Genomic DNA, 22,529 nt, shown 5'->3' with positions numbered 1-22,529 from the left:
CGGACTGCGCACCCTCGGTACCGGGCCCCCGATCATCGCGTGGGCCCCGTCCCGGCGGCCCCGGCGGATCAGGCCGCCGTTGCCGCCGCCCGCGGGTTCCGCGGGCTCAGGCCGATGGGGCCGACGTCGCCGCCGGGGCCGCGTTCCGCGGGCTCCGCCGGGGCAGGGGGGCGAAGCCGACCGCGAGCCCGGCGCCGATCACCGCCATGCCGATCCACGCGCCGAGCGAGGGCATGGGGGCGCCCAGGGCGGTGGCGACCAGGGCGGCCGTCGGGGCGGCCGCACCCGCAGCCAGGCTCGCGGCGCCCGCGCCGATGCGCGCCACACCCGTGAACCACAGCACGAACGACAGCGCGGTCGCGACCGCCCCCAGGTAGACCACCGCGCCCAGCACCGCCGGGTCGGCGACCATCGCCCACCCCGCCGGGTTCACGAACAGCGACAGCACCCCGAAGACCAGCGCCGCCGTCACCGTCGTCGCCGCCGTGTACCCCCACGCCCCCATGCGCGGCAGCGCGGGCGCCCCGAACAGCGTGAACCCGGCCTCCAGCGCGATCAGCGCCAGCGCCATCAGCACGCCGATCACGTCCGCGTGCCCCCACCCGGTCACCGCGACCGCGCCGGCGCTGACCACCAGCGCCCCCGCCACGACCCGAGCCGACGGCCGTTCGCCGCGGGTCAGCGGCCCGGCCACCGACAGCACCATGGGGATGCACGCCACCGCCGCCGCGAGCACCGCCGGTTCCGCGTGCGCCGTCCCCACGATCAGGGCCAGGTTGAATCCCACCAGCCCGGAGAGGGCGCCGGCGATCACCCAGAGAACGTCCCGGCCGCGCGGCAGCGGCACCTTCTGGGCGAACAGGCGGGCCAGCGCGACGACCGCCACCGCCGCCACCGCGTACCGGGCCGACTGGACGACGAAGGCGGGCATGTCCGCGGTCGCCCCGATCACGGCGACGCTGCTGCCCATCAGCGCCATCCCGCCCAGGGCGGGCCCCAGCCCCCACAGGGACGGCGGCGCGGGGGCGGCGGACGGAGCGGAGGCCGCGGAGGCGGAAGGGGCGGGGCTCAGGGAAGGTGTCTTTTGCACGCCTCCACTCTGGACCCGGTATGGTCCGACCGACAGGACCAAGCATGAGCGTTCCGACCGGACCAAAGGGGGCGGGGGAGATGGCCCAGGGCTCGGACTTCCTGCAACTGGACGCCTCCGCCGTCCCGCGCGGCGAGCGCACCGAATGGCTCACCGGGGCCCTGCGCTCGGCCGTCGCCTCCGGTGTCCTGCCGCTGGGCACCCGGCTCCCGCCCACCCGCGTGCTGGCCGCCGACCTCGGCGTGGCCCGCGGCACGGTGGTCGAGGCCTACCAGCGCCTCACCGAGGAGGGCCTGCTCACGGCGGCCCGCGGCGCCGGGACCGCCGTGGCGGCCCGCCCCCTGGACGCCCCCGCCGCACGCTCCACCGGCACCTGGGAACCCACCGTCTACGCGCCCGAGACCGTCGACCTCGCCAGCGGCATCCCCGACCTGGCGGCCTTCCCCCGCGCCGCCTGGCTGCGCGCCGAACGCGAGGTCCTGTCCACCGCCACCGCCCGCTCCCTCGGCTACGCCCCGCCCCAGGGCACCCCGGAGCTGCGCACCGAGCTCTCCGCCTGGCTGGCCCGCTCCCGGGGCGTGCGCGCCGCCCCCGGGCAGATCGTGGTCACCGCCGGGGTCACCGGCGCCCTGAGCATCCTGTCCCAGGTCCTGCGCGCCCGCGGCCTGGACACCATGGCCCGCGAGGACCCCGGCGCCGACGGCAACCGCATGATCCTCGGGCACTGGCTGCGCTCCACGGTCCCCGTCCCGGTGGACGGCGACGGCATCGACACCGACGCCCTGGCCGCCACCGACGCCCGCGCCGTCCTGGTCACGCCCGCCCACCAGTTCCCGACCGGCGTGGTCCTGTCGCCGCTGCGCCGCCGCGCGCTGCTGGCCTGGGCGCGCGAGCGCGACGGCCTGGTGATCGAGGACGACTACGACGCCGAGTACCGCTACGACCGCTCACCGGTCGGCGCCCTGCACGGCCTGGACCCGAACCTGGTGGCGCACACCTCCAGCCTGTCCAAGACCCTGGCCCCGGCCCTGCGCGCGGGCTGGCTGGTCCCGCCCCCGCACCTGCTGGAGGACGTGGTCGAGGCGCGCTGGGCCGCCGACCTGGGCTCGCCCTCGCTGCCCCAGCTGGCCCTGGCGCTGCTGCTGCGCGACGGCACCATCGCCCGCCACCTGCGCACGATGCGGGCGCGCCACCGCGCCCGCCGGGACGCCGCCGTGGCGGCGGTCCGCGCCCACCTGCCCGGCTGCACGGTCCTGGGGGTGGCGGCGGGCCTGCACCTGCTGGTGCTGCTGCCCGGGGGAGTGGACGACCGGGAGGCCGCCGCCCGCGCCGAGCGCGCCGGGGTGGCGGTGCAGCCGCTGTCGCGGCACCGCACCGCCCCCGGACCGCCGGGCCTGGTCATCGCCTACGCGGGCCACGGCCCCGCGCGGTTGCGCGAGGCCGTGGCCCGGCTGGGCGCCGCCGTCCGCCTCTGACGGGCGGCCGGGGCCGCGGGTCCGCCGGGCGGCTCAGGAGACCTGCGAGGCCTCCCGGGACGGCTCGGCGGCGGCCTTGGCGGCCTCCGGCTCTCCCGCCCCGGCGCGCCGGTCCAGGAGTCCGGCCGTCAGCGCGATCCCCAGCCCCGTCACTGCCAGGACGGCGCCGATCGCGGCGGGGGAGGACAGCCCCAGCCCCGCGGAGATGCCCACCCCGCCCAGCCAGGCGCCGCCCGCGTTGGCGAGGTTGAACGCCGAGTGGTTGGCCGCCGACGCCAGGGCCGGCGCGGCGCCCGCCTTGTTCATCACGAGCAGCTGCAACGGCGTGGCCACGCCGAACCCGACCGCGCCCAGCACCACCACCGACGCCATCGCGGTCCAGGGGTTGTGCACGGTGAACGTGAAGACCACCAGCACCACGGCCAGCGACCCCAGCGCGCCGTAGATGGTGGGCCGCAGCGCCCGGTCGGCCAGCGGGCCCACGACCAGCGACCCCAGGGTCATGCCGATGCCGAACAGCGCCAGCACCACGGTCACGCCACCGCCGCTCATCCCGGCCAGCTCGGTCATCATCGGCGCGATGTAGCTGTACACGGCGAACACGCCCGCGAACCCGAACACCGCCGACAGCAGCCCCAGCAGCACCTGGGAGTTCCCCAGCGCCCGCACCTCGGGCATCAGCCGCCCGGTGCCGGTGCGCTCCAGCCGGGGCACGAACACGGCGATGCCGACCACGGCCAGCACGGCGATCGCGGTCACCACCAGGAAGGCGGACCGCCAGCCCAGCTCCTGGCCGAGCAGGGTGCCCGCGGGGACGCCGATGATGTTGGCGACGGTCAGGCCCAGGAACATGCGGGCCACCGCGCGCCCCTGCCGGGCGGGCCCGGCCATCTGGGCGGCGGCCAGCGCCCCGGCGCCGAAGAACGCGCCGTGCGGGAGCCCGGCGACCACCCGGGAGGCGAACACGGTCTCGTAGGTGGGGGCCAGCACCGTGGCCAGGTTGCCCACGGCGAACAGGACCATGAACAGGATCAGGACGGTCTTGCGCGGCAGCCGGGTGGCCATCGCGGTGAGCAGCGGGGCGCCGACGACGACGCCGAGGGCGTAGGCGGAGATGAGGTACCCGGCGTGGGAGATGCTCACGCCGAGCCCGTCGGCGACCTCCGGCAGCAGGCCCATGATGACGAACTCGGTGGTTCCGATGGCGAAAGCGCCCAGGGCGAGGGCGAGCAGGGCCAAGGGCATGGCGGACCTCTCTGAACGGCTGTGGAGTGGACCGGGGGGTGAGGTCGGTGTGCGGGGGTGCGGGCTCCGTTGCCCGGGGCGTCGGATGTCCGGACATCCGGCGACACTGGCACAACCGGGGCCGGGGGTGGTCTACTTCCCGGTAACCGCCGGCCACCGGGTGTGATGTCCGACTCGCCCGCCGACCTGCGGCGCGGCGGGCCGGTGCGCCGCCCGGCGGCCGGGCCGCGCGGCCCCCGGGAAAGGGGGCGGCCCGCCGGTGGGGAAGACCGGCGGGCCGCGCGATTCAACGGGGGTCACGGGTGCGCCCCGGAACGGCCCGGGGCGCGGGTGGGAGGGTCAGGGCAGGTTCCACCTCTGGACGGCGCTGCCGTCGCAGTTCGCGATCTCGGTGCGGGTCCCGTCGGTCTGCGCCCGGCCGACGGGCTGCAGGCAGCGCCCCGACTGCGGGTTGCGCAGCCCCTGCTGGGCGGTGTGCGTCCACTGCTGGGCGCCGGTCCCGTTGCAGGTCCACAGCTGAACCCGGGTGCCCGCGGCGGTGCCGCCGCCCGCCACGTCCAGGCACCGGCCGTAGGCGCGGACGGTGCCGTCGGAGCCCACCGTCCACTGCTGGGCCTGGTTCCCGTTGCAGTGGGCGAGCTGGATCGGGGTGCCGTCGGCGTTGGCCGCGCCCGCCACGTCGAGGCAGATCCCGTTGGAGGCGGTGATGGTGCCGGTCCCGCCGCCGCCCGCGCCGTCGAGCGAGTACACGCGCACGTAGTCCACCAGCATCTGCTGCGGGAACTGCGTGCTGCCGTCGGGGTAGCCGGGCCAGTTCCCGCCGACGGCCACGTTGAGGATCATGAAGAACGGCTGGTCGAACACCCACGGGTCGCCGCCGGTGCTGGAGGGGGTGACGGAGTGGTAGACGTTGCCGTCCACAGACCAGGTGATGGAGCCCGGGCGCCAGTCGACGGCGAAGGTGTGGAAGTCGTCGGCGAACGACCACCCCTGCGGGTGCATGTAGGAGCCGGTGATGCCCTCGCCGCCCGAGTAGCCGGGGCCGTGGACCGTGCCGTGGACCAGGTGGGGTTCGCGGCCGATGTTCTCCATGATGTCGATCTCGCCGGAGTTGGGCCACGGGGTGCCCGGGAAGCTCCCGCCGAGCATCCAGAACGCGGGCCAGATGCCCTGGCCGCGCGGGATCTTGATGCGGGCCTCGACCCGGCCGAAGTGGGGCTGGAACTTGTTCTGGGTGGTCATCCGGGCCGAGGTGTAGCTCCCGTCGGCCTCGCGGCGCGCGGTGATGACGAGGTTGCCGTTGCCGTCCAGGGCGGAGTTGGCGCGGCTGTTCGTGTAGTTCTGGAGCTCGTTGTTGCCCCAGCCGTGGTCACCGGTCTCGTGGTTCCAGTTCGCGGCGGAGGGAGCGCTCCCAGACGCGCCGTCGAACTCGTCGGACCAGACCAGCGCGGCCTGCGCGGCGGCGGCCGGCTCGGCCTCGGCGGGGGCGGGGGAGGCGGCGGAGGTGCCGGGGGCCAGGAGGGCCAGGGCGGCCACGGCCGCCGCCACGGAGAGGGGGGTGCGGAATCGTCTCGTGCGCATGCGCGTACTCCGGGGGAGTGGTCCCGCCCCGGGGGGCGGGGGAGCGGACGGAGCGGTCGTGCCGCCGGGGCGCGACCATGGCGACCGAGCGCGGTCGCCGTGTGACCCACTGAATCGTAAAGTGACTTTACGTTTAGTCAGGGGACCGGAACAAGAGGTGAGACCCGGTCTCTTGGGGGCCGCGTTCCCGGCCGCCGCCCGGTCGCCCCCGTCCGGCCCGCCGGGTCGCGCGCCATCCGGTGGGGTGTCATCCGGCCGCGTGCCGCCCCGCCCCGGCGCCGCCGGGGGCGGGCCGGGCCGGGACCGCGGGTCCCGGCCGCCGCGCGCGTCACTTGTAGGCGGCCGCCCCGTGGCGCCAGTACCCGATGAAGGAGATGTGCGTCTTGGGCACCCCGCGCCCGCGCACCAGCTCCCGGCGCAGCCCCGTCGGCAGGGCCCGCTCCCCGGCCACGAAGCAGTACGGGGTCCCCGCGGGCAGGTCCGCCGCCAGCACCGTCCGCAGCGCCAGCTCGCCGGGCACGCCACCGCCGCCGTCGCGCGGCAGCCAGTGCAGGTTCACCCCGTCGGGGACCTCGACCTCGCGGACGTCGGCCGTCTCGGGGACCTCCAGGAACACCTCGGCGCGCAGGTCTTCGGGAGCCTGCTCGACGATCGACAGCAGCGCCGGCAACGCGCTCTCGTCGCCCACCAGCAGCTGCCAGTCGGCGTCCTCGGGCGGCAGGTAGTAGTACCCCTCGGCGAACAGGCCGGCCTCGTCGCCCTCCTTGGCGTTCAGCGCCCAGCCGGAGGCGGGGGCCCGGGAGCCGTGCACCGCGAACTCGATGTCCAGCTCCAGGCGCTCGGCGTCGAACCGGCGGGGCGTGTAGTTGCGGAAGAGCGGCTTCTCGGCGGAGGGCATGAGGTAGTACTTGGCGATCCAGCCGTTGCCCGCGGCCTGGGGCAGCCGCAGCCGCTCCTGGCCCTCGCGCGGCAGGAACAGCCGGGCGCACTGGTCCAGGCCCAGGAACTCGAAGTCCGCGAGCTCCTCGCCGCCCAGGGTCACGGTGACGAAGTTGGGGGTGGTCCGCTCGGTGCGGACGACGCGGGCGCGGACCATGGCGCGGCGCTCGGGGTTGCGGATCTTCATGGGGGTCGTCTCTCTTCTCCCGGCGAAGGGTGGGGCCGGGCATCTGCGAGGGGACCCGGTCCTGGTTAGGTTAGCCTATCCAACTTCCCGTCCGGTGTTTCGGGTAGGGCTCCCCGGGGAACCGGTAGGGGACCCACCCGGGCGGTCGCCACAAAAAACCTCCGAAAGAATTCCGAAACCGCGTCATAGGCGACCCGCATGAACGTGTTGAGGGTGAACCGAAAACCCGGGTGTTGCGTCAACCCGCACGAGGAGTGCAACGCACGCCCAGGTCAGCCGTCCCCGATGGAAGGACCGCCGATGAGCGCCATCCCCGCCCCCGACCAGCCCTACCAGCGCCCCGCCGACCCGGCCGCCCTGGTCGGCCGCTGGGTCCGCGTCGACGACCGGGCCCCCGCCTCCGTCGGGGTCCTCGAACACGCCCGGCGGACCGGAGGGGGCGCCGGCTGGGAGTGGGAGCTGCGCACCTCCGACGGCGTCGTCTCGGGTCGCGGCCCGCTGGCCGCTCGTCCCCTGACCGAAACCGCCGACCTGCGCTCGGCCCGCCGCAGACTGCGCGCGGAGCTGGCCGACCTGGCCGAGTTCGGCGCCCCCGACGACCCGGCCCTGGCGCGGGCCGCCGCCGACCTGGACCTCCTCGAGCTGGAGGCCGCGGCCCGGCCCTGAGCCGGGTGCGCCGCCCGCTCGGAACAGGCGCGCTCCGAGCGGGGGCCGTCCCCGCCCCCGGCCCCCGCGGCCGGGTTTCGGACAGTCCCGGCCCCGGAGGGGGTGCCGGGGCCGTCCCGGCCGGAGGTCGCGACCGCCCCGCCTTCCGTCACTCTGGTCACGGAAAAGGACGGAGAGGACGTACGCGTACCTGCGGGCACTCCGTACCAATGGTGGCTGTCACACTCCTTGATGCCACTTCGTGACAACCCCCTGCGTGACCGGTGCGTCTCTGTCAGAGACGGTGGACACGCCGTCACACGCGCACCATGCGGCGACGTGCGCACGGCAGGGGGAAACGAGATGGAGGGACGCAACGGCGTTCTCATGGAGACCGGGGCCTACTGGCTCCTCTACGTGGTCTCCGTCTGCGGCGCGCTGATGCACTGGAGGCTGGGCAACGAGGAGCTGGCGGCGATCTGCGGGGCGGCGGCCGTCCTCGCGGCGCTCCTCATCGCCGCCCGGCACCGCGACGACCTCGCCGCCCACCGCTGATCGCGCCGGCCCCGGCCGAACCCCGCACGCCCGCCGCCGATTCCCCGTCCCCGTGGGGTGATCATCACCGCGGCACCGCCCCTCCCTGGGCGTTTGCCCACCCGGTGTCCGGATAGTCTTCCCGGTATGCGTTCTTGGTCTGCGCCTGACATCGTCCCCCTGCCGGGTACCGGCGGTCCCCTGCGGCTCCACGACACGGCCACCGGCCGGATACAGGAGACCGCCCCCGGGCCCCGGGCCGGAATGTACGCCTGCGGAATCACCCCCTACGACGCGGCACACCTGGGCCACGCGTTCACCTACCTGACCTTCGACCTGGTCAACCGGGTGTGGCGCGACGCCGGGCACGACGTGAACTACGTGCAGAACACCACCGACATCGACGACCCGCTGCTGGAGCGGGCCGAGGCCATCGGCGTCGACTGGCGCGACCTCGCCCACCGCGAGATCGACGTCTTCCGCGACGACATGGCGGCCCTGCGCATCATCCCGCCGACCTCCTACGTCGGCGTGGTCGAGTCGGTCGACCTCATCAGCGACCTGGCCGCCCGCATCCGCGACACCGGCGCCGCCTACGACCTCGACGGCGACCTGTACTTCTCCGTCGCCGAGGCCGAACGCTTCGGCGAGATCGGCCACCTGGACCGGGACGTGATGCTCGACCTGTTCGGGCAGCGCGGCGGCGACCCCGACCGCCCCGGCAAGAAGGACCCGCTCGACTGGCTGCTGTGGCGCGCCGAACGGCCGGGCGAGCCCGCCTGGGAGAGCCCGCTGGGGCGGGGCCGCCCGGGCTGGCACATCGAGTGCAGCGCCATCGCCCTGGACCGGCTGGGCCCGGACTTCGACCTCAACGGCGGCGGCAACGACCTGGTCTTCCCCCACCACGAGATGGGCGCGGCCGAGACCCGCTGTATCACCGGCGGCCCCAACGCCCGGGCCCACCTGCACGTGGGCATGGTCGGCCTGGACGGCGAGAAGATGTCCAAGTCGCTGGGCAACCTGGTGTTCGTGTCCAAGCTGCGCGAGCAGGGGGTGGAGCCGGCGGTGATCCGCCTGGCCATGCTCACCCACCACTACCGGGGCGCCTGGGAGTGGACCGACGACCACCTGCCCGAGGCCCACGCCCGCGCCGAGCGCTGGCGCGCCGCGTTCGCCCTGGGCGCGGCCCCCGACGCCGCCCCGCTGCTGGCCGCGGTGCGCGCCGCGCTGGCCCGGGACCTGGACTCCCCGGCGGCGCTGGCCGCGGTGGACGCCTGGGCGCAGGCCGCGCTCACCGAGGGCGGCACCGACACCGCCGCCCCGGCGCTGGCCCGCACCACCGTCGACACCCTGCTCGGCGTGGCCCTCTGACGCCCTCCCCGAGAAGGTTCCGGGGATTCCCGCTCTCGCGGACGCGCCGGGCCCGGCGCGTCCGCGATCGATGTTCACCGACGCCCGCGCGTCGGTCGTACCGACCGGTACCCACACGGCCTCGCAGGACCGGGGCGCGGGCGGTGAGGCCGCCGGCCACGAGTGGCGCGAAGAGGACCCCTGCGGGGAGCCGGCCGGCACCGCGCCCGCGGCCCGGCCGGAAACGGCCGGGCCGCAGGCGCGTTCGGGGCTTCGACCCGTGCGGACCGCCGCCGGGTCAGCGGCCGATGGTCCAGGCGCCGTCGGCCTGGATGTGGACGAACTCGACCGCTTCGGGGCCGTCGAGCAGGGGCAGGTCGCCGAACGTGCTGCCGCCCTCGTAGGAGCCGATCTCGTTGACGATGCTCGCGTAGCGCTCCCCGTCCGCGCCGTAGGCCACGATGATGAAGTTGCTGCTGCCGGAGTGGGTGAGCTCCAGGGCCGTGGAGGCCGACGCGGTCCAGTCGAGCCGGTAGAACGCCTCCCCGGAGCCGCTGAGCCAGTAGACGTCCTCCGCCCAGGCCTGGGCCTCGGAGGCGTCCATGGGCAGCCCCTCGGCCGGGGCGCCGGACTCCCCGGCGCCGGGGGCCTCGGCGGCCGGGCTCTCCTCGCCTTGCCCGGGGGCGTCCGGCTCGGCGGCCGCGGTGGGCTCCGCCGCGGCGGTCTCCTCACCGCCGACCGGCTCCAGTTCGCCGACCGAGAAGGAGCAGGAGGTCAGGGCCGTGGCGAGGGTGAGGGAGGCGATCGCGGCGGTCGCTCTGGCGAGCACGGGGGCGGTCGGGGAGGGGATGGCGGTGCTGCGGGTCATCAGGGGATTCCCAGCCTAGGGTGCGGGTGGTCCGCTTCTCCGGATCCGGGGTCCGGTGCAGGGGTGACGGGGGAGAAGCCGTTCGTCCCCTGGGACGCCGCCCCCGGCCGATCGGTTCCCCGGCCCGCCGGCCCCCGTCCGCGCGGCCGGGACCGGGGCCCGGAAACGTCGGTGGGCGCTGTCACGATCCAGGCATGAGCACAGGAACCGACGTACTCGCCGCCACCGACTGGAACCGGACCTTCCACGCCTACGGGCCGGGCACCGACGTGCCCGGGCACCTGGCCCTCCTGCTCTCCGACGACCCGGCGGACCGCTCCCGGGCCCTGGACCACCTCTACTCCGCGGTGATCCACCAGGGCACCGTCTACTCGGCGACGGTTCCGGCGGCCCGGTACGTCGCCGGCGTCCTGGCCGACCCCCGGCTGGACGCGCCCGTCGGCGCGGCGTCCCTGCGCGCGCACCTGCTCGGCTTCCTGCGCGACGCCGCCGAGGGCGTCGCCGGCCACCTGTGCGAGCCCGCGCCCCCGGCGCCGGACTCCGCCGAACGCGACCGGGTCCACGCGGCCCTGGCCTCCGACGACGAGGACGAGGCCCTCGGGATCTGGGAGGACGAGGTCCTCCACGCACTGATGTACCACGAGGCCGCGGTGGCGCTGCGCGACGCCGCCCCGGAGCTGTACGCGGCGGTGCGCCCCCACCTCACCCACCACGACGGGACCACCCGCATCCGCGCGGTGGAGGCGGCGGGGGCCCTCGCCCTCCTGGGCGGACCGGCCCCGGACCTGTCGGGGGCGGCCGACATGGCCGAGACCCGGGAGGAGGGCGCGGTCATCGTGCTGGTGATGGGCGAGACCGGCGGGGACACCACCGAGTTCCTCACCCACTCCGACCCGGCGATCCGCGCCTGCGCGGCGCTCGCCCCGGGACAGCGCGGGAACCCGGCCGCGCTCGCCGAACTGCTGGCGGCCGCGGGCGGCCCCGAGGTGCCCGACGCGTGGTTCGCGCAGCGGCCCGCGTACTTCTCCGGGAGCGTGCGGGCCACCCTCCTGCGCGAGGCCGCCCGCCGCTGCGGGCCCGGGGACGCCGAGCGGATGCTGCCGGTGTTCCGCGCGCTGGCACCCGCGGCCCCGGCGCTGCGGGCCGGCGCCGACCTGGGGCCGATGCTGGAGGCGGCCTTCCCCGCCGGGGCGCCCGCACGGCCGGGCCGGGTTCAGCGGGAGTACCTGCGCGTGCTCGCCGACAGCGCCCTGCCCTGGACGGGCGCGCACGCCACCGGGTTCGCGGCGCTGCTCGAACGGCTCGGCCTGCCCGGCGACCGCGACGCCGTGCGGGCCCTCGCGGCCGCCGGGGCGGACGACGCCCGGCCCGGCGTCCCCGCCGGTGCCCCGACGGGCGGCGGCCGTGCGGCCCGCGAACCGGCCGACCGCGAACCGGCCGACCGCGAACCCGGTTTCGGGGCAGGATGAAACCGCGGACATCCCGGGCGTACCGGGGGTGTTCGTCCGGTTTCGGTCCGATGTGAACGCGGGCGGTGACCACCTGTGGCCACCGGCCCCGCCGTTCAGCAAAATCCGCTACCGAAGCGTGGTGGGATACCCCCCATGAAGACGCAGCCCCAATCCCCCGTACGACTCAGCCCGGCGGCCGACCTCGTCGCCGCCTTCGTCTCGACCGGCGCCGCCCTGGGCGACCGGGCCGACCTGGCGCACTTCCTGCGCGCCCACCGCCTGGCCGCCGAGGGGGCCATCCCCATCACCCTGGCCGACCTGGACGAGGCCATCGCCCTGCGCGAGGGCATCCGCGCCGTCCTGGAGCAGGCCGCCGAACCCGACCAGGAGGCGCTGGCCCGCGGCCAGAAGGTGCTCGACGGCCTGCGCGTCACCGTGCGCCTGCAGCCCTCCCAGGAGCAGCTGGCCCCGGCCGTGGTGGACGAGGTCCGCCGCGGCCTGGCCCGCATCGCCGGGGCCTGGGCCACCGTGCTCGCCAGCGGCGAGTGGCGCCACCTGCGCCGGTAGGGCCCGCCCGCCGGGGCCCGGGACGTTCCGGCGGGCACCGGTGTCCGGGGGCGCCCGGGAGCACGGCGCCCCGGACCGGGGACCGCGGAACCGAGGGAACCGGGAACGGCGGCCCCGGCCGCCGGACGCGTGTGAGCGCCCGTGAGCCGCCTGTGAGGACGGCGGCGGACCCTGGGACAGGCCCCGGGACGGTCCCGGGCGCCCGCACCCCGGAGGAGACCCGTGCCTGTTCCTTTCGCGCGCCGCGCAGCCGCCCTCCTGCTCACCCTCCCGCTGGCGCTCCTCGCGGAGAGCGCCCCCGCGTGGGCCGACCCGGCCCCGGCGGCCGAACCCGCCTGGGAGTACGCGGGCACCTACAGCTCCATCCTCGGCCCCGGCGGCCGGACCTCCTGCGACTACGCCGGACGGAGGGGGCTCGAGGCGGGGGAGTGGACCGACTACCGCTGTACGCCCATCATCGTCGGCCCGCCCAACACCGTCAGGCTGTACGTCCTGCGGTGAACGGCACGGAGAACGGAGAAGGGGCGGACCGGGCCGCCCCGTCCGCCCCTCCCCGGGGTCGCTCACTCGTCGTCGCGGCGGCGCAGGTAGCGCTCGAACTCGCGGGCGATCGCGTCGCCGGAGGCCTCCGGGAGCTCGGCCGTGTCCTTGGCCTCCTCCAGGCCCCGCACGTAGGACGCGATGTCCTCGTCCTCGGCGGTCAGGTCGTTGACCCCCGCCTCCCAGGACACCGCCTCCTCGGGCAGCGAGCCCAGCGGCACCTTGGCGTCCAGGAAGTCCTCGACCCAGGCCAGCAGCGCCAGGGTCGCCTTGGGGCAGGGCGGCTGGGCCACGTAGTGGGGGATGGCCGCCCACAGCGACACCGCCTCGGTCCCGGCGGAGGAGAACGCCTCGTGCACCACGCCCACGATGCCGGTCGGCCCCGAGTACGTGGTGGCGTCCAGTCCCATCTCCGCGCCCAGCTCGCGCGGCGACGCCATGCCGGTGACCGGAATCGGCCGCGTGTGCGGGGCGTCCGCCAACAGGGACCCCAGCATCACCGCGCGTCGCACGCCCAGACCCCGGGCGATGGACAGCAGGTCGGCGGCGTAGGAGCGCCACCGCATGTTCGGCTCGGGCCCGGTGACCAGCACCACGTCGCGCCCGCCCGGCATGCGCGCCACCCGCACCCGGGTGGTGGGCCACTCGACCTGGCCGACCTGGCCGTCGACCACCGTCAGCCGCGGCCGCGTCACCTGGAAGTCGTAGTAGTCGTCGGGCGCCATGGAGCACAGCTCCTGCGCGTCCCACTCCCGGGCCAGGTGCTCCACGGCCAGGCTCGCGGCCTCGCCCGCGTCGTTCCAGCCCTCGAACGCAGCCACCAGCACCGGGTCCACGAGTTCCCGGGTGAGCTTGGTCATTCGGCGGCCCCTTCCTGCACACGAACGCAGTCCACCCTATGGGGTGGCACCCCGCGGAGGGAACGGTTATTCACAGCACGCGCTCTCCCGCCCCGGCGCCGTGTACGACACGCCGCCCGGACACGATGTAAGACATCCGTCTCAGGTCCCGGAACGGTCGATGTTGTAGCCTCGGTGCAGCGACTGATCCGGACACCGTTGTCCCCGGCCGCATCGACCCGACCGCACCACGGACGGGTCCAGTGAGCGACCAGCCCGGCGGCCTCGCCGCCACCGCTCCACGGGTCCGACCGAGCCCGCCACTGCTCGGCACGCGACCACGGGACGGGGAGAGCCGGACTGCACCGGCACGGGCACCCCACAAGCCACCGATCGGACACGGGGATACGGGGGGTCGAGCACCGGATCCCCCGGGTGCCCCGAGATTAGAGTTGCGGACTATGAAAGCTCGCCTGACCTTCCGTGAAGCACTTTCCCAGCGAGTCGTCGTGGCGGACGGCGCGATGGGGACCATGCTCCAGGCGCACGATCTCGACCTGGACCAGTTCCAAGGGCACGAGGGATGCAACGACATCCTCAACATCACCCGGCCGGACATCGTCCACGACACCCACGCCGCCTTCCTGGCGGTGGGGTCGGACTGTGTCGAGACCAACACCTTCTCCGCGAACTACGGCGGCCTCGCCGAGTACGGCATCGAGGACCGCACCTACGAGATCGCGGAGGCCGGCGCCCGCATCGCCCGTGAGGCGGCCGACTCCTACTCCACCGCGGACCAGCCCCGCTACGTGCTGGGCTCCGTGGGCCCGGGCACCAAGCTGCCCACCCTGGGCCACGCCCCCTACTCCCTCCTGCGCGACCACTACGAGCAGTGCGCCCGCGGCCTCATCGACGGCGGCGCCGACGCGGTCCTGATCGAGACCTGCCAGGACCTGCTCCAGGTCAAGGCGGCCGTCGTCGGGGCCAACCGGGCGCGCAAGGCCCTGGGCCGGGACGTCCCGGTCATCGCCCAGGTCACCATCGAGACCACCGGGACCATGCTCATGGGCTCGGAGATCGGCGCCGCGCTGACCTCCCTGGAGCCGCTGGGCATCGACATGATCGGCCTCAACTGCGCCACCGGCCCGGTCGAGATGAGCGAGCACCTGCGCTACCTGTCGCACTACTCGCGGCTGCCGATCTCCTGCATGCCCAACGCGGGCCTGCCCCAGCTGGGCCCCGACGGCGCCGTCTACTCCCTCACCCCGGAGGAGCTGGCCGACGCCCACGACACCTTCACCTCCGAGTTCGGCCTGAGCCTGGTCGGCGGCTGCTGCGGCACCACCCCCGAGCACCTGCGCCGGGTCGTCGAGCGGGTGCAGGGCCGCGGCATCAAGGACCGCCGGCCCGTCCTGGAGGCCGCGGCCTCCTCCCTCTACCAGAGCGTCCCCTTCCGCCAGGACGCCAGCTACCTGGCCATCGGCGAGCGCACCAACGCCAACGGGTCCAAGAAGTTCCGTGAGGCGATGCTCGCCGAGGACTGGGACGGCTGCGTGGAGATGGCCCGCGACCAGATCCGCGACGGCGCCCACCTGCTCGACCTCAACATCGACTACGTCGGCCGGGACGGCGTGCGCGACATGCGCGAGCTGGCCTCCCGGCTGGCCACCTCCTCCACGCTGCCGATCATGCTCGACTCCACCGAGCCCCCGGTGCTGGAGGCGGGACTGGAGGCGCTGGGCGGGCGCGCGGTCGTCAACTCCGTCAACTACGAGGACGGCGACGGCCCCGACTCCCGGTTCACCCGCATCATGACCCTGGTCAAGGAGCACGGCGCCGCCGTCGTGGGCCTGTGCATCGACGAGGAGGGCCAGGCCCGCACCGCCGACTGGAAGGTCCGGGTGGCCTCCCGCCTCATCGACCAGGTCACCGGTGAATGGGGGGTGCGCACCAGCGACATCATCATCGACTGCCTCACCTTCCCCATCACCACCGGCCAGGAGGAGACCCGGCGCGACGGCATCGAGACGCTGGAGGCCATCCGCGAGCTCAAGCGCCGCTACCCCGAGGTCCAGACCACCCTGGGCCTGTCCAACCTGTCCTTCGGCCTCAACCCCGCCGCCCGCATCGTGCTGAACTCCGTGTTCCTCCACGAGGCGGTCCAGGCGGGGCTGGACTCGGCGATCGTGCACGCCTCCAAGATCGTGCCGATCAACCAGATCCCCGAGGACCAGCTCGAGGTGGCCCTGGACCTCGTCTACGACCGCCGCGAGGGCGACTACGACCCGCTCTCCCGGTTCATGGAGATGTTCGAGGGCGTCGACGCCAAGTCCATGAAGGCCTCCCGGGCCGAGGAGCTGGCCGCCCTGCCGCTGTGGGAGCGCCTGGAGCGGCGCATCATCGACGGCGAGCTCACCGGCATCGAGGCCGACCTCGACGACGCGCTCCGGCAGCGCCCCGCCCTGTCCATCGTCAACGACACCCTGCTCGCGGGCATGAAGACCGTCGGCGAGCTGTTCGGCTCCGGCCGGATGCAGCTGCCGTTCGTGCTCAAGTCCGCCGAGGTCATGAAGGCCGCCGTCGCCTACCTCGAACCCCACATGGAGAAGAGCGACGCCGACGGCAAGGGCCGCATCGTCCTGGCCACGGTCAAGGGCGACGTGCACGACATCGGCAAGAACCTCGTCGACATCATCCTGTCCAACAACGGCTACGACGTCGTCAACATCGGCATCAAGCAGCCGGTGTCGGCGATCCTGGAGGCGGCCGAGCGCGAGCGCGCCGACGTCATCGGGATGTCCGGGCTGCTGGTCAAGTCCACGGTGATCATGAAGGAGAACCTGGAGGAGATGAACTCCCGGGGCATCTCCGAGCGGTTCCCCGTCCTGCTGGGCGGCGCCGCGCTCACCCGCTCCTACGTGGAGCAGGACCTGGCCGAGGTGTTCGACGGCCAGGTGCGGTACGCCAAGGACGCCTTCGAGGGCCTGCGCCTGATGGACGCGTTCATGGCGGTCAAGCGCGGGGAGGAAGGGGCCGCTCTGCCCGAGCTGCGCCAGCGGCGGGTCAAGCGGGGCGCCTCCCTGAAGGTCACCGAGCCCGAGGAGATGCCCGCCCGCAGCGACGTGGCCACCGACAACCGGGTGCCGGTCCCGCCGTTCTTCGGTGACCGGATCAGCAAGGGCATCCCGCTGGCGGACTACGCCGCGTTCCTGGACGAGCGCGCCACCTTCATGGGCCAGTGGGGGCTCAAGGCCGCCCGCGGCGGCGAGGGCCCCTCCTACGAGGAGCTGGTGGAGACCGAGGGCCGCCCGCGCATGCGGATGTGGCTGGACCGCATCCAGACCGACGGCCTGCTGGAGGCCGCGGTCGTGCACGGGCACTTCCCCTGCTACAGCGAGGGCGACGACCTGGTGGTGCTGGACGAGGAGGGCCGGACCGAGCGCACCCGGTTCACCTTCCCGCGCCAGCGCCGCGACCGGCACCTGTGCCTGGCCGACTACTTCCGGCCCAAGGAGTCGGGGGAGCTGGACGTGGTGTCCTTCCAGGTGGTGACCGTCGGGTCGGCGATCAGCCGGGCCACCGCCGAGCTGTTCGAGAAGAACGCCTACCGCGACTACCTCGAACTGCACGGCCTGTCGGTGCAGCTCACCGAGGCGCTGGCGGAGTACTGGCACACGCGGGTCCGCGCCGAGCTGGGCTTCGCCGGCGACGACCCGGCCGAGCTGGAGGCGTTCTTCAAGCTCGGGTACCGGGGCGCCCGCTTCTCGCTGGGCTACGGCGCCTGCCCGAACCTGGAGGACCGGGCCAAGATCATGCGCCTGCTGGAGCCGGAGCGGGTCGGCGTGCACCTGTCGGAGGAGTTCCAGCTGGTGCCGGAGCAGGCCACTGACGCGATCGTGGTCCACCACCCGGAGGCGACGTACTTCAACGTCTGACCTCCCCTGGAGAACAGCGCACCGCGGCCGGGCCCCGTGCCCGGCCGCGGCCGTGCCCGGACACGGGGCCCGCGCGGGTGTGGGGCACCTCTCGGCGGATACGCGGCCCTCGGCCCCCCGCGGCGGGCCGAGAGTTCGTACGGTGGAAAGGACGGCGACAGCCCGGCTTCACGGGCGGGCACCCCCGACCGGCCAGCATGGAGGGCCGACCGCCGTGCCGACGAGACCACCGCATCCGAGGGGAGAGCGCGGCGCGCCCGCACCGCCCGGGGCCGCCGCCGAGCGCATGACCGAGACCAGCAGCCCGCACCCGACCGCCGAGCGCCGCCTACAGGCGGTGCTCCTGGACATGGACGGCACGCTCATCGAGAGCGAGCACCTGTGGAACGAGGCGGAGGCCGAGACGGTCGCCGAACTCGGCGGGGTGTGGACCGAACGCGACCACGAGGCCAACGTGGGCAACGCCGCCGAGCCCGTGGGCCGCTACATCATCGAGCTGACCGGCGCCGACCACCTCACCCCGCGCGACGTCGCGGACCTGCTGTACGCGCGCTTCCGCACCAAGCTCTCGGGCGGCGCCCGGCTGCGCCCGGGGGCCAAGGAACTGGTGCGCATGCTGTCGGCCGCCGGGGTCCCGGTGTCGCTGGTGACCTCCACCGAGCGCGAGCTGGTCGCCGACGCCATCGACGGCATCGGCCTGGAGAGCTTCGACGACTCGGTGGCGGGCGACGAGGTGGAGGCCAACAAGCCCCACCCCGACCCCTACCTGCGGGCGGCCCGCCGCCTGGGCGTGGACCCCCGCCGCTGCGTCGCCTTCGAGGACTCGCTGGTGGGCGTGACCGCCGCGGCCGACGCCGGGTGCGTCACCGTCGCGGTGCCCGACCACGTGGAGATCCCGCCGCGCGAGGGCGTGGTGTTCCGCGACGGCCTGGTGGGCGTGGACCTGGAGTGGCTGGAGTCCCTGGTCGCCGACCGCTGACCCGCCGCCCGTGGTGCGCCGTCCCGGCGGGGCCGGCCCGCCGCGGGTACGGTGGTGACCAGCGGGCTCCCGCACCGCCCCGCCGGCCCGGGTAGAGGGCCCGGATGGGGGGATCGCCCTAGGGGATCGGCCCGATGTGCGCGGCGGTGTGGAGTGGGAGACTGGTGCCATGCCTGACACTCTGACGACGATGACCGGTGTGATCCTGGGCGGCGGCCTCACCCTCGTGGGCCTCGTCATCAGCTTCCTGGTGTGGCGGGCCAAGGGCCCGGCCTCGGGCCTGCGCGGTGTGGCCTGGTCGCTGGTGCCGCTGGCGGCGGGGCTGCTGGGGCTGATGAACGCCGTGTGGCAGTTCGTGCTCAGCATCCTGGGCATCCTGATGGGCCTGATCTTCAACCCGATGGTGTGGGCCGGCGTGGCCCTGGCCGGGCTGGCCGTGGTGCTCTACGTCGTCTCCGGGTTCATGCGCGCCCGCGGCGTGGGCACCCGGGGCCGGGCCAGGGAGCCCGGGGCCGCCGAGGAGGGCGGGGCCGCCGCGCCCCCCGCGGCCGGAGCGCCGACCGCCCCGAAGGGACAGGTGGGGGGCGCCGCCCCCAAGGGCGGCAAGAAGCAGGACGACCTCTCCGAGTTCGGCGACATCGAGGACCTGCTCCGCAAGCACGGCATCGAGTAGCCCGACCGCCGGTCCGTCGTCCGGGGCCGCTCCGCGCACCGCGCGGGGCGGCCCCGTCGCGTGTCGGGGGTGACCGCGCATCTTACGCCCCTCTGGCCACTGGTGCCCCAGGGGTCGTCCGTAATCACAGAGGGTGACAGAAACCCCATGCTTGGAGGACCCCCAGCAAACAGGAAGGACTCCGTACAGTAACGGAAACGTATCGACATGGGCGGACTCATAGCACTTGCCATAGCTTGTCCGACCCGGTGATGACGTGGGTGGATCACGCACGTATGGTTGGCCCGGCGATATACCCGTGTCTCCCCAGCTCGCGGCGGTCATCCGACGAATGCGAGCTATCTAGGCATTTGTAGTTATATGAGACTTTTCCGTGCTTTTGTCACGATTTAGCTACATGGCCAGAGATTGGACGATATGCACCCACGGGGCGAGTAGGTTTGTCGCTGTGTAACAACCCGGGCGGAACGTCCTGTGGTCGTGTCCAACTCCTCGTATGAAACCGGACACCTCCGCGGGCGGGGCCCACGGTGACGGGTCATCCTCCCGCACCGCGGACCCGGCGCCCACGCCAGCCAGCGTCGAGAACCGGCCGGCCCCACCCGTGAGACCCGCATGGGTCACCCCCCACAGGCCTCACGTGTGGGCTCTGTCCCCCCTCGGCCAGAAGCGTATGAGTGGAGAGTGGTGGCCTGATGAGCGCGCCCTCGCATGCCCCAGAGTCGGCGGAGCGGCCCGAGGCCGCCGCCGCGGGCGTCAAGGCGCCGGGTGGGCGCGGTGACGCCGACAGCCGGTCCCTGCGCCAGATCGCCTGGCAGCGCCTGCGCAAGGACAAGGTCGCGATGGTGTCCGGCGTGATCGTCGTGCTGCTCATCCTGGCCGCGATCCTCGCGCCCCTCCTGGTCAAGTGGTTCGGGCAGCCGCCCACCCAGTTCAACCAGGACCTGATGGAGCCCAACACCGGCCTGCCCTACGCCGACCCGAACAACCGGGAGCCGGCCCCCGGCCAGCCGCTCCCCGCGGTCGACACCTGGGGCGGCATCAGCGGCGACCACCTGCTGGGCCTGGAGCCCAAGACCGGCCGCGACCTGTTCAGCCGCATCGTCTACGGCGCGCAGATCTCCCTGCTGGTGGCGTTCCTGTCCACCCTGCTGTGCGTCGTCCTGGGCACCCTGCTCGGCATCATCGCCGGCTACAAGGGCGGCTGGATCGACACCGTCATCAGCCGCGCCATGGACATCTTCCTGGCCTTCCCGCTGATGCTCTTCGCGATCGCGCTGGTCGGCGTCATCCCCAACGGCTTCCTCGGCCTGGAGGGGAACGGACTGCGCGTCGGCGTCATCGTCTTCATCATCGGGTTCTTCAACTGGCCCTACATCGCGCGCATCGTGCGCGGCCAGACACTCTCCCTGCGCGAGCGGGAGTTCGTCGAGGCGGCCCGGAGCCTGGGCGCGAGCAACCGGCACATCCTGTTCAAGGAGATCCTGCCGAACCTCGTCACCCCGATCGTGGTGTACTCCACCCTGCTCATCCCCACGAACATCCTGTTCGAGGCGGCCCTGAGCTTCCTGGGCGTCGGCATCAACCCGCCCACTCCCAGCTGGGGCAAGATGCTCTCCGAGGCGGTCGACTACTACGCCACCGCCCCCTACTTCATCATCTTCCCCGGCCTGGCCATCTTCATCACCGTGCTCGCGTTCAACCTGTTCGGTGACGGCCTCCGAGACGCTTTCGACCCCAAGACCTCCGACTAGGCCCGTGCGCCCGGTGCGCGGCACACCCGCTCGGCCCGCACCACGGCAAGGGCGCACTCGGCCCCGGACGGTCCCACCCATCCCCACATCAGGTTCGCAAGAGAGGCAGTTCCTTGAGGAAACGCACCCTCGGCTTCGTCGCACTCGGTGCGGCGGCGTCCATCTTCCTTAGCGCGTGCGGTGGCGGCGACACCGGCGAGTCCGGCGACGCCGCCGCGGCCGCCGGGTACGACGCCGGCTCGACCCAGATCGTGAACCCGTCCGACCAGACGGGCGGCACCCTGCGGTACGCCATCTCGTCGGACTTCGACTCCACGGACCCGGGCGACACGTACTACGGCTTCAGCTGGAACTTCACCCGCTACTACGCCCGTACGCTGCTGGCGTTCACCCCGGCCCCGGCCGAGGCGTCCACCGAGCTGACCACGGACCTCGCCGCCGGCATGCCCGAGCCGAACGAGGACTTCACCGAGTGGACGGTCAAGATCCAGGAGGGCCTCAAGTACGAGGACGGCTCCGAGATCACCGCCCAGGACATCAAGTACGCGATCGCCCGCTCCAACTACAACGGCGGCGAGCTGCCCAACGGCCCGCGCTACTTCGAGTCCAGCCTCGACCAGGAGCCGTTCAACGTCTACGACGTCGACGACCCGATGGCCACCTTCACGGCCGTCGAGACCCCGGACGACTACACCCTGGTCTTCCACCTCAAGGAGAGCTTCTCGGAGTTCCCCTACATCCTGACCCAGCCGCAGACCGCCCCGGTGCCCCAGGAGGCCGACCGCGGCGCGCTGTACCGGGAGAACGTCCTCTCCTCCGGCCCGTACAAGTTCGACGGCGCCTACGAGCCCGGCGTGAAGCTGAACCTGGTCCGCAACGAGCACTGGGACCCCGAGACCGACCCGATCCGCCCGGCCCTGCCGGACGAGGTCACCGTCGAGATCGGTGTGGAGCAGAACGAGATCGACCAGCGCCTGGTCAACGGCGAGCTCGACGTCGACCTGTCCGGCGTGGGCGTCGGCCCGGCCATGAAGAGCCAGTTCCTCCAGGACCTGGGGACCTACGAGGACAACCTGGACAACCCGCTGTCCGGTGCCCTGCGTTACGTCAACGTCCACACCCCGGTCCTCGACACGGCCTGCCGCCAGGCGATCGCCTACGCGGCCGACCGTGACAGCCTGCACCGCGCCTGGGGCGGCGACACCGGTGGCGACCTGGCCACCAACCTGCTCCCGCCGACCATCCCCGGCTCGGACCCCGAGGCCAACCTCTACCCGTCCGAGGACAACAAGGGCGACCTCGAGGCCGCGCAGGAGAAGCTCGAGGAGTGCGGCGAGCCCGAGGGCTTCGACACCGTCATCGCCGTCCGCGACGGTCGCCCGAACGACCTGGCCACGGCCGAGTCGCTCCAGGAGTCGCTCAAGCGCGTCGGCATCGAGCTGGAGATCAAGACCTTCCCGGCCGAGGACTTCTTCGCGCAGTACGCCGGTTCCCAGGACTACGTCCGTGAGAACAACATCGGCCTGAGCGTCTCGGGCTGGATCCCGGACTGGGCCAGCGGCTACGGCTTCGGCTACAAGATCACCGCCGGCGACGCCATCCAGGAGACCGGTAACTACAACACCTCCGAGCTGGACGACCCCGAGGTCAACGAGCTCTGGGACCAGGCCCTCACCACCGAGGACCCGGACGAGCGCGCCGACATCTACGGCCAGATCGACACCCTGGTGATGGAGCAGGCCGCCATCCTGCCCGTCGTGTTCGACCGCGCGATGTTCTACCGCTCGGACGAGCTGACCAACGTCTACTACACGTCGTCCTACGCCATGTACGACTACATGGCCCTCGGCGTGAACCGGGGCTAACGCCCCTACCGG

The 22,529-nt window shown here is 73.6% G+C and carries 18 protein-coding genes; 12 read left to right on the top strand and 6 right to left on the bottom strand.

Translation table 11 applies throughout. The features are described from left to right. Nucleotides 1-106 precede the first annotated feature (106 nt). A complete protein-coding gene (locus KGD84_RS20650; RefSeq protein WP_220562043.1) occupies nucleotides 107-1,090 on the bottom strand; it encodes a DMT family transporter in 984 nt (327 codons plus the stop codon). Between the two features lie 44 nt (nucleotides 1,091-1,134). Here KGD84_RS20650 and pdxR point away from each other — a divergent pair, with 44 nt between their 5' ends. Continuing rightward, a complete protein-coding gene (gene pdxR / locus KGD84_RS20645) occupies nucleotides 1,135-2,565 on the top strand; it encodes a MocR-like pyridoxine biosynthesis transcription factor PdxR (RefSeq protein WP_220562042.1) in 1,431 nt (476 codons plus the stop codon). Nucleotides 2,566-2,598: 33 nt separating this feature from the next. Here the strand turns inward: pdxR and KGD84_RS20640 are convergent, their stop codons facing one another. The 3 genes from KGD84_RS20640 to KGD84_RS20630 form a co-directional block, all read right to left on the bottom strand. Further along, the gene (locus KGD84_RS20640) at nucleotides 2,599-3,810 is read right to left on the bottom strand and encodes an MFS transporter (protein WP_220562041.1); all 1,212 of its coding nucleotides are present in this window, start codon (nucleotides 3,808-3,810) and stop codon (nucleotides 2,599-2,601) included. Between the two features lie 339 nt (nucleotides 3,811-4,149). After that, nucleotides 4,150-5,391: a glycoside hydrolase family 16 protein gene (locus KGD84_RS20635; RefSeq protein ID WP_220562040.1), complete on the bottom strand. Its 1,242-nt coding sequence runs from the start codon at nucleotides 5,389-5,391 to the stop codon at nucleotides 4,150-4,152. A gap of 328 nt (nucleotides 5,392-5,719) precedes the next feature. Further along, nucleotides 5,720-6,517 (bottom strand): siderophore-interacting protein, encoded by a 798-nt coding sequence (locus tag KGD84_RS20630; RefSeq protein WP_255646707.1) that lies wholly within the window; start codon nucleotides 6,515-6,517, stop codon nucleotides 5,720-5,722. Between the two features lie 300 nt (nucleotides 6,518-6,817). Between KGD84_RS20630 and KGD84_RS20625 the strand changes: the two genes are divergently transcribed. The 3 genes from KGD84_RS20625 to mshC all read left to right on the top strand — a co-directional run bounded on the left by KGD84_RS20625 (nucleotide 6,818) and on the right by mshC (nucleotide 9,067). Next, nucleotides 6,818-7,183 (top strand): hypothetical protein, encoded by a 366-nt coding sequence (locus tag KGD84_RS20625; RefSeq protein ID WP_220562039.1) that lies wholly within the window; start codon nucleotides 6,818-6,820, stop codon nucleotides 7,181-7,183. A 342-nt stretch (nucleotides 7,184-7,525) separates the two neighbouring features. Further along, complete coding sequence (locus KGD84_RS20620) at nucleotides 7,526-7,717, top strand: hypothetical protein (RefSeq protein ID WP_220562038.1); 192 nt, start codon at nucleotides 7,526-7,528, stop codon at nucleotides 7,715-7,717. Nucleotides 7,718-7,843: 126 nt separating this feature from the next. Further along, nucleotides 7,844-9,067 (top strand): cysteine--1-D-myo-inosityl 2-amino-2-deoxy-alpha-D-glucopyranoside ligase, encoded by a 1,224-nt coding sequence (gene mshC / locus KGD84_RS20615; protein ID WP_220562037.1) that lies wholly within the window; start codon nucleotides 7,844-7,846, stop codon nucleotides 9,065-9,067. A gap of 277 nt (nucleotides 9,068-9,344) precedes the next feature. Here the strand turns inward: mshC and KGD84_RS20610 are convergent, their stop codons facing one another. Further along, nucleotides 9,345-9,914: a hypothetical protein gene (locus tag KGD84_RS20610; RefSeq protein ID WP_220562036.1), complete on the bottom strand. Its 570-nt coding sequence runs from the start codon at nucleotides 9,912-9,914 to the stop codon at nucleotides 9,345-9,347. Between the two features lie 194 nt (nucleotides 9,915-10,108). On the opposite strand from KGD84_RS20610, the gene KGD84_RS20605 reads away from it, so the two are divergent. From KGD84_RS20605 to KGD84_RS20595, 3 genes are all read left to right on the top strand, one after another. Next, nucleotides 10,109-11,383 (top strand): hypothetical protein, encoded by a 1,275-nt coding sequence (locus KGD84_RS20605; RefSeq protein ID WP_220562035.1) that lies wholly within the window; start codon nucleotides 10,109-10,111, stop codon nucleotides 11,381-11,383. Between the two features lie 135 nt (nucleotides 11,384-11,518). After that, nucleotides 11,519-11,932, top strand: coding sequence for an ABATE domain-containing protein (locus KGD84_RS20600; protein WP_220562034.1), 414 nt, complete (start codon nucleotides 11,519-11,521; stop codon nucleotides 11,930-11,932). A 222-nt stretch (nucleotides 11,933-12,154) separates the two neighbouring features. Beyond that, a complete protein-coding gene (locus KGD84_RS20595) occupies nucleotides 12,155-12,433 on the top strand; it encodes a hypothetical protein (RefSeq protein ID WP_220562033.1) in 279 nt (92 codons plus the stop codon). Nucleotides 12,434-12,495: 62 nt separating this feature from the next. Here KGD84_RS20595 and KGD84_RS20590 read toward each other — a convergent pair whose 3' ends face one another. Further along, on the bottom strand, nucleotides 12,496-13,332 hold the full coding sequence (locus tag KGD84_RS20590) for a PAC2 family protein (RefSeq protein ID WP_220562032.1): 837 nt from the start codon (nucleotides 13,330-13,332) through the stop codon (nucleotides 12,496-12,498). Nucleotides 13,333-13,772: 440 nt separating this feature from the next. Here KGD84_RS20590 and metH point away from each other — a divergent pair, with 440 nt between their 5' ends. From metH to KGD84_RS20565, 5 genes are all read left to right on the top strand, one after another. Next, on the top strand, nucleotides 13,773-17,246 hold the full coding sequence (gene metH, locus KGD84_RS20585; protein ID WP_220562031.1) for a methionine synthase: 3,474 nt from the start codon (nucleotides 13,773-13,775) through the stop codon (nucleotides 17,244-17,246). Between the two features lie 286 nt (nucleotides 17,247-17,532). Beyond that, the gene (locus tag KGD84_RS20580) at nucleotides 17,533-18,225 is read left to right on the top strand and encodes an HAD family hydrolase (protein WP_220562030.1); all 693 of its coding nucleotides are present in this window, start codon (nucleotides 17,533-17,535) and stop codon (nucleotides 18,223-18,225) included. A gap of 169 nt (nucleotides 18,226-18,394) precedes the next feature. Then, entirely contained in the window at nucleotides 18,395-18,898 is a 504-nt protein-coding gene (locus KGD84_RS20575) for a cellulose synthase (RefSeq protein WP_255646705.1), read from the top strand. A 695-nt stretch (nucleotides 18,899-19,593) separates the two neighbouring features. Beyond that, on the top strand, nucleotides 19,594-20,652 hold the full coding sequence (locus tag KGD84_RS20570; RefSeq protein WP_220562029.1) for an ABC transporter permease: 1,059 nt from the start codon (nucleotides 19,594-19,596) through the stop codon (nucleotides 20,650-20,652). Between the two features lie 113 nt (nucleotides 20,653-20,765). Next, a complete protein-coding gene (locus tag KGD84_RS20565) occupies nucleotides 20,766-22,517 on the top strand; it encodes an ABC transporter substrate-binding protein (protein WP_220562028.1) in 1,752 nt (583 codons plus the stop codon). Nucleotides 22,518-22,529: the final 12 nt, after the last annotated feature.

This window comes from Nocardiopsis changdeensis (assembly GCF_018316655.1).
Taxonomy (GTDB): Bacteria; Actinomycetota; Actinomycetes; order Streptosporangiales; family Streptosporangiaceae; genus Nocardiopsis; species Nocardiopsis changdeensis.
The sequence above is the reverse complement of the archived record's forward strand: the minus strand, read 5'-3'. Positions and strand labels throughout refer to the sequence as shown.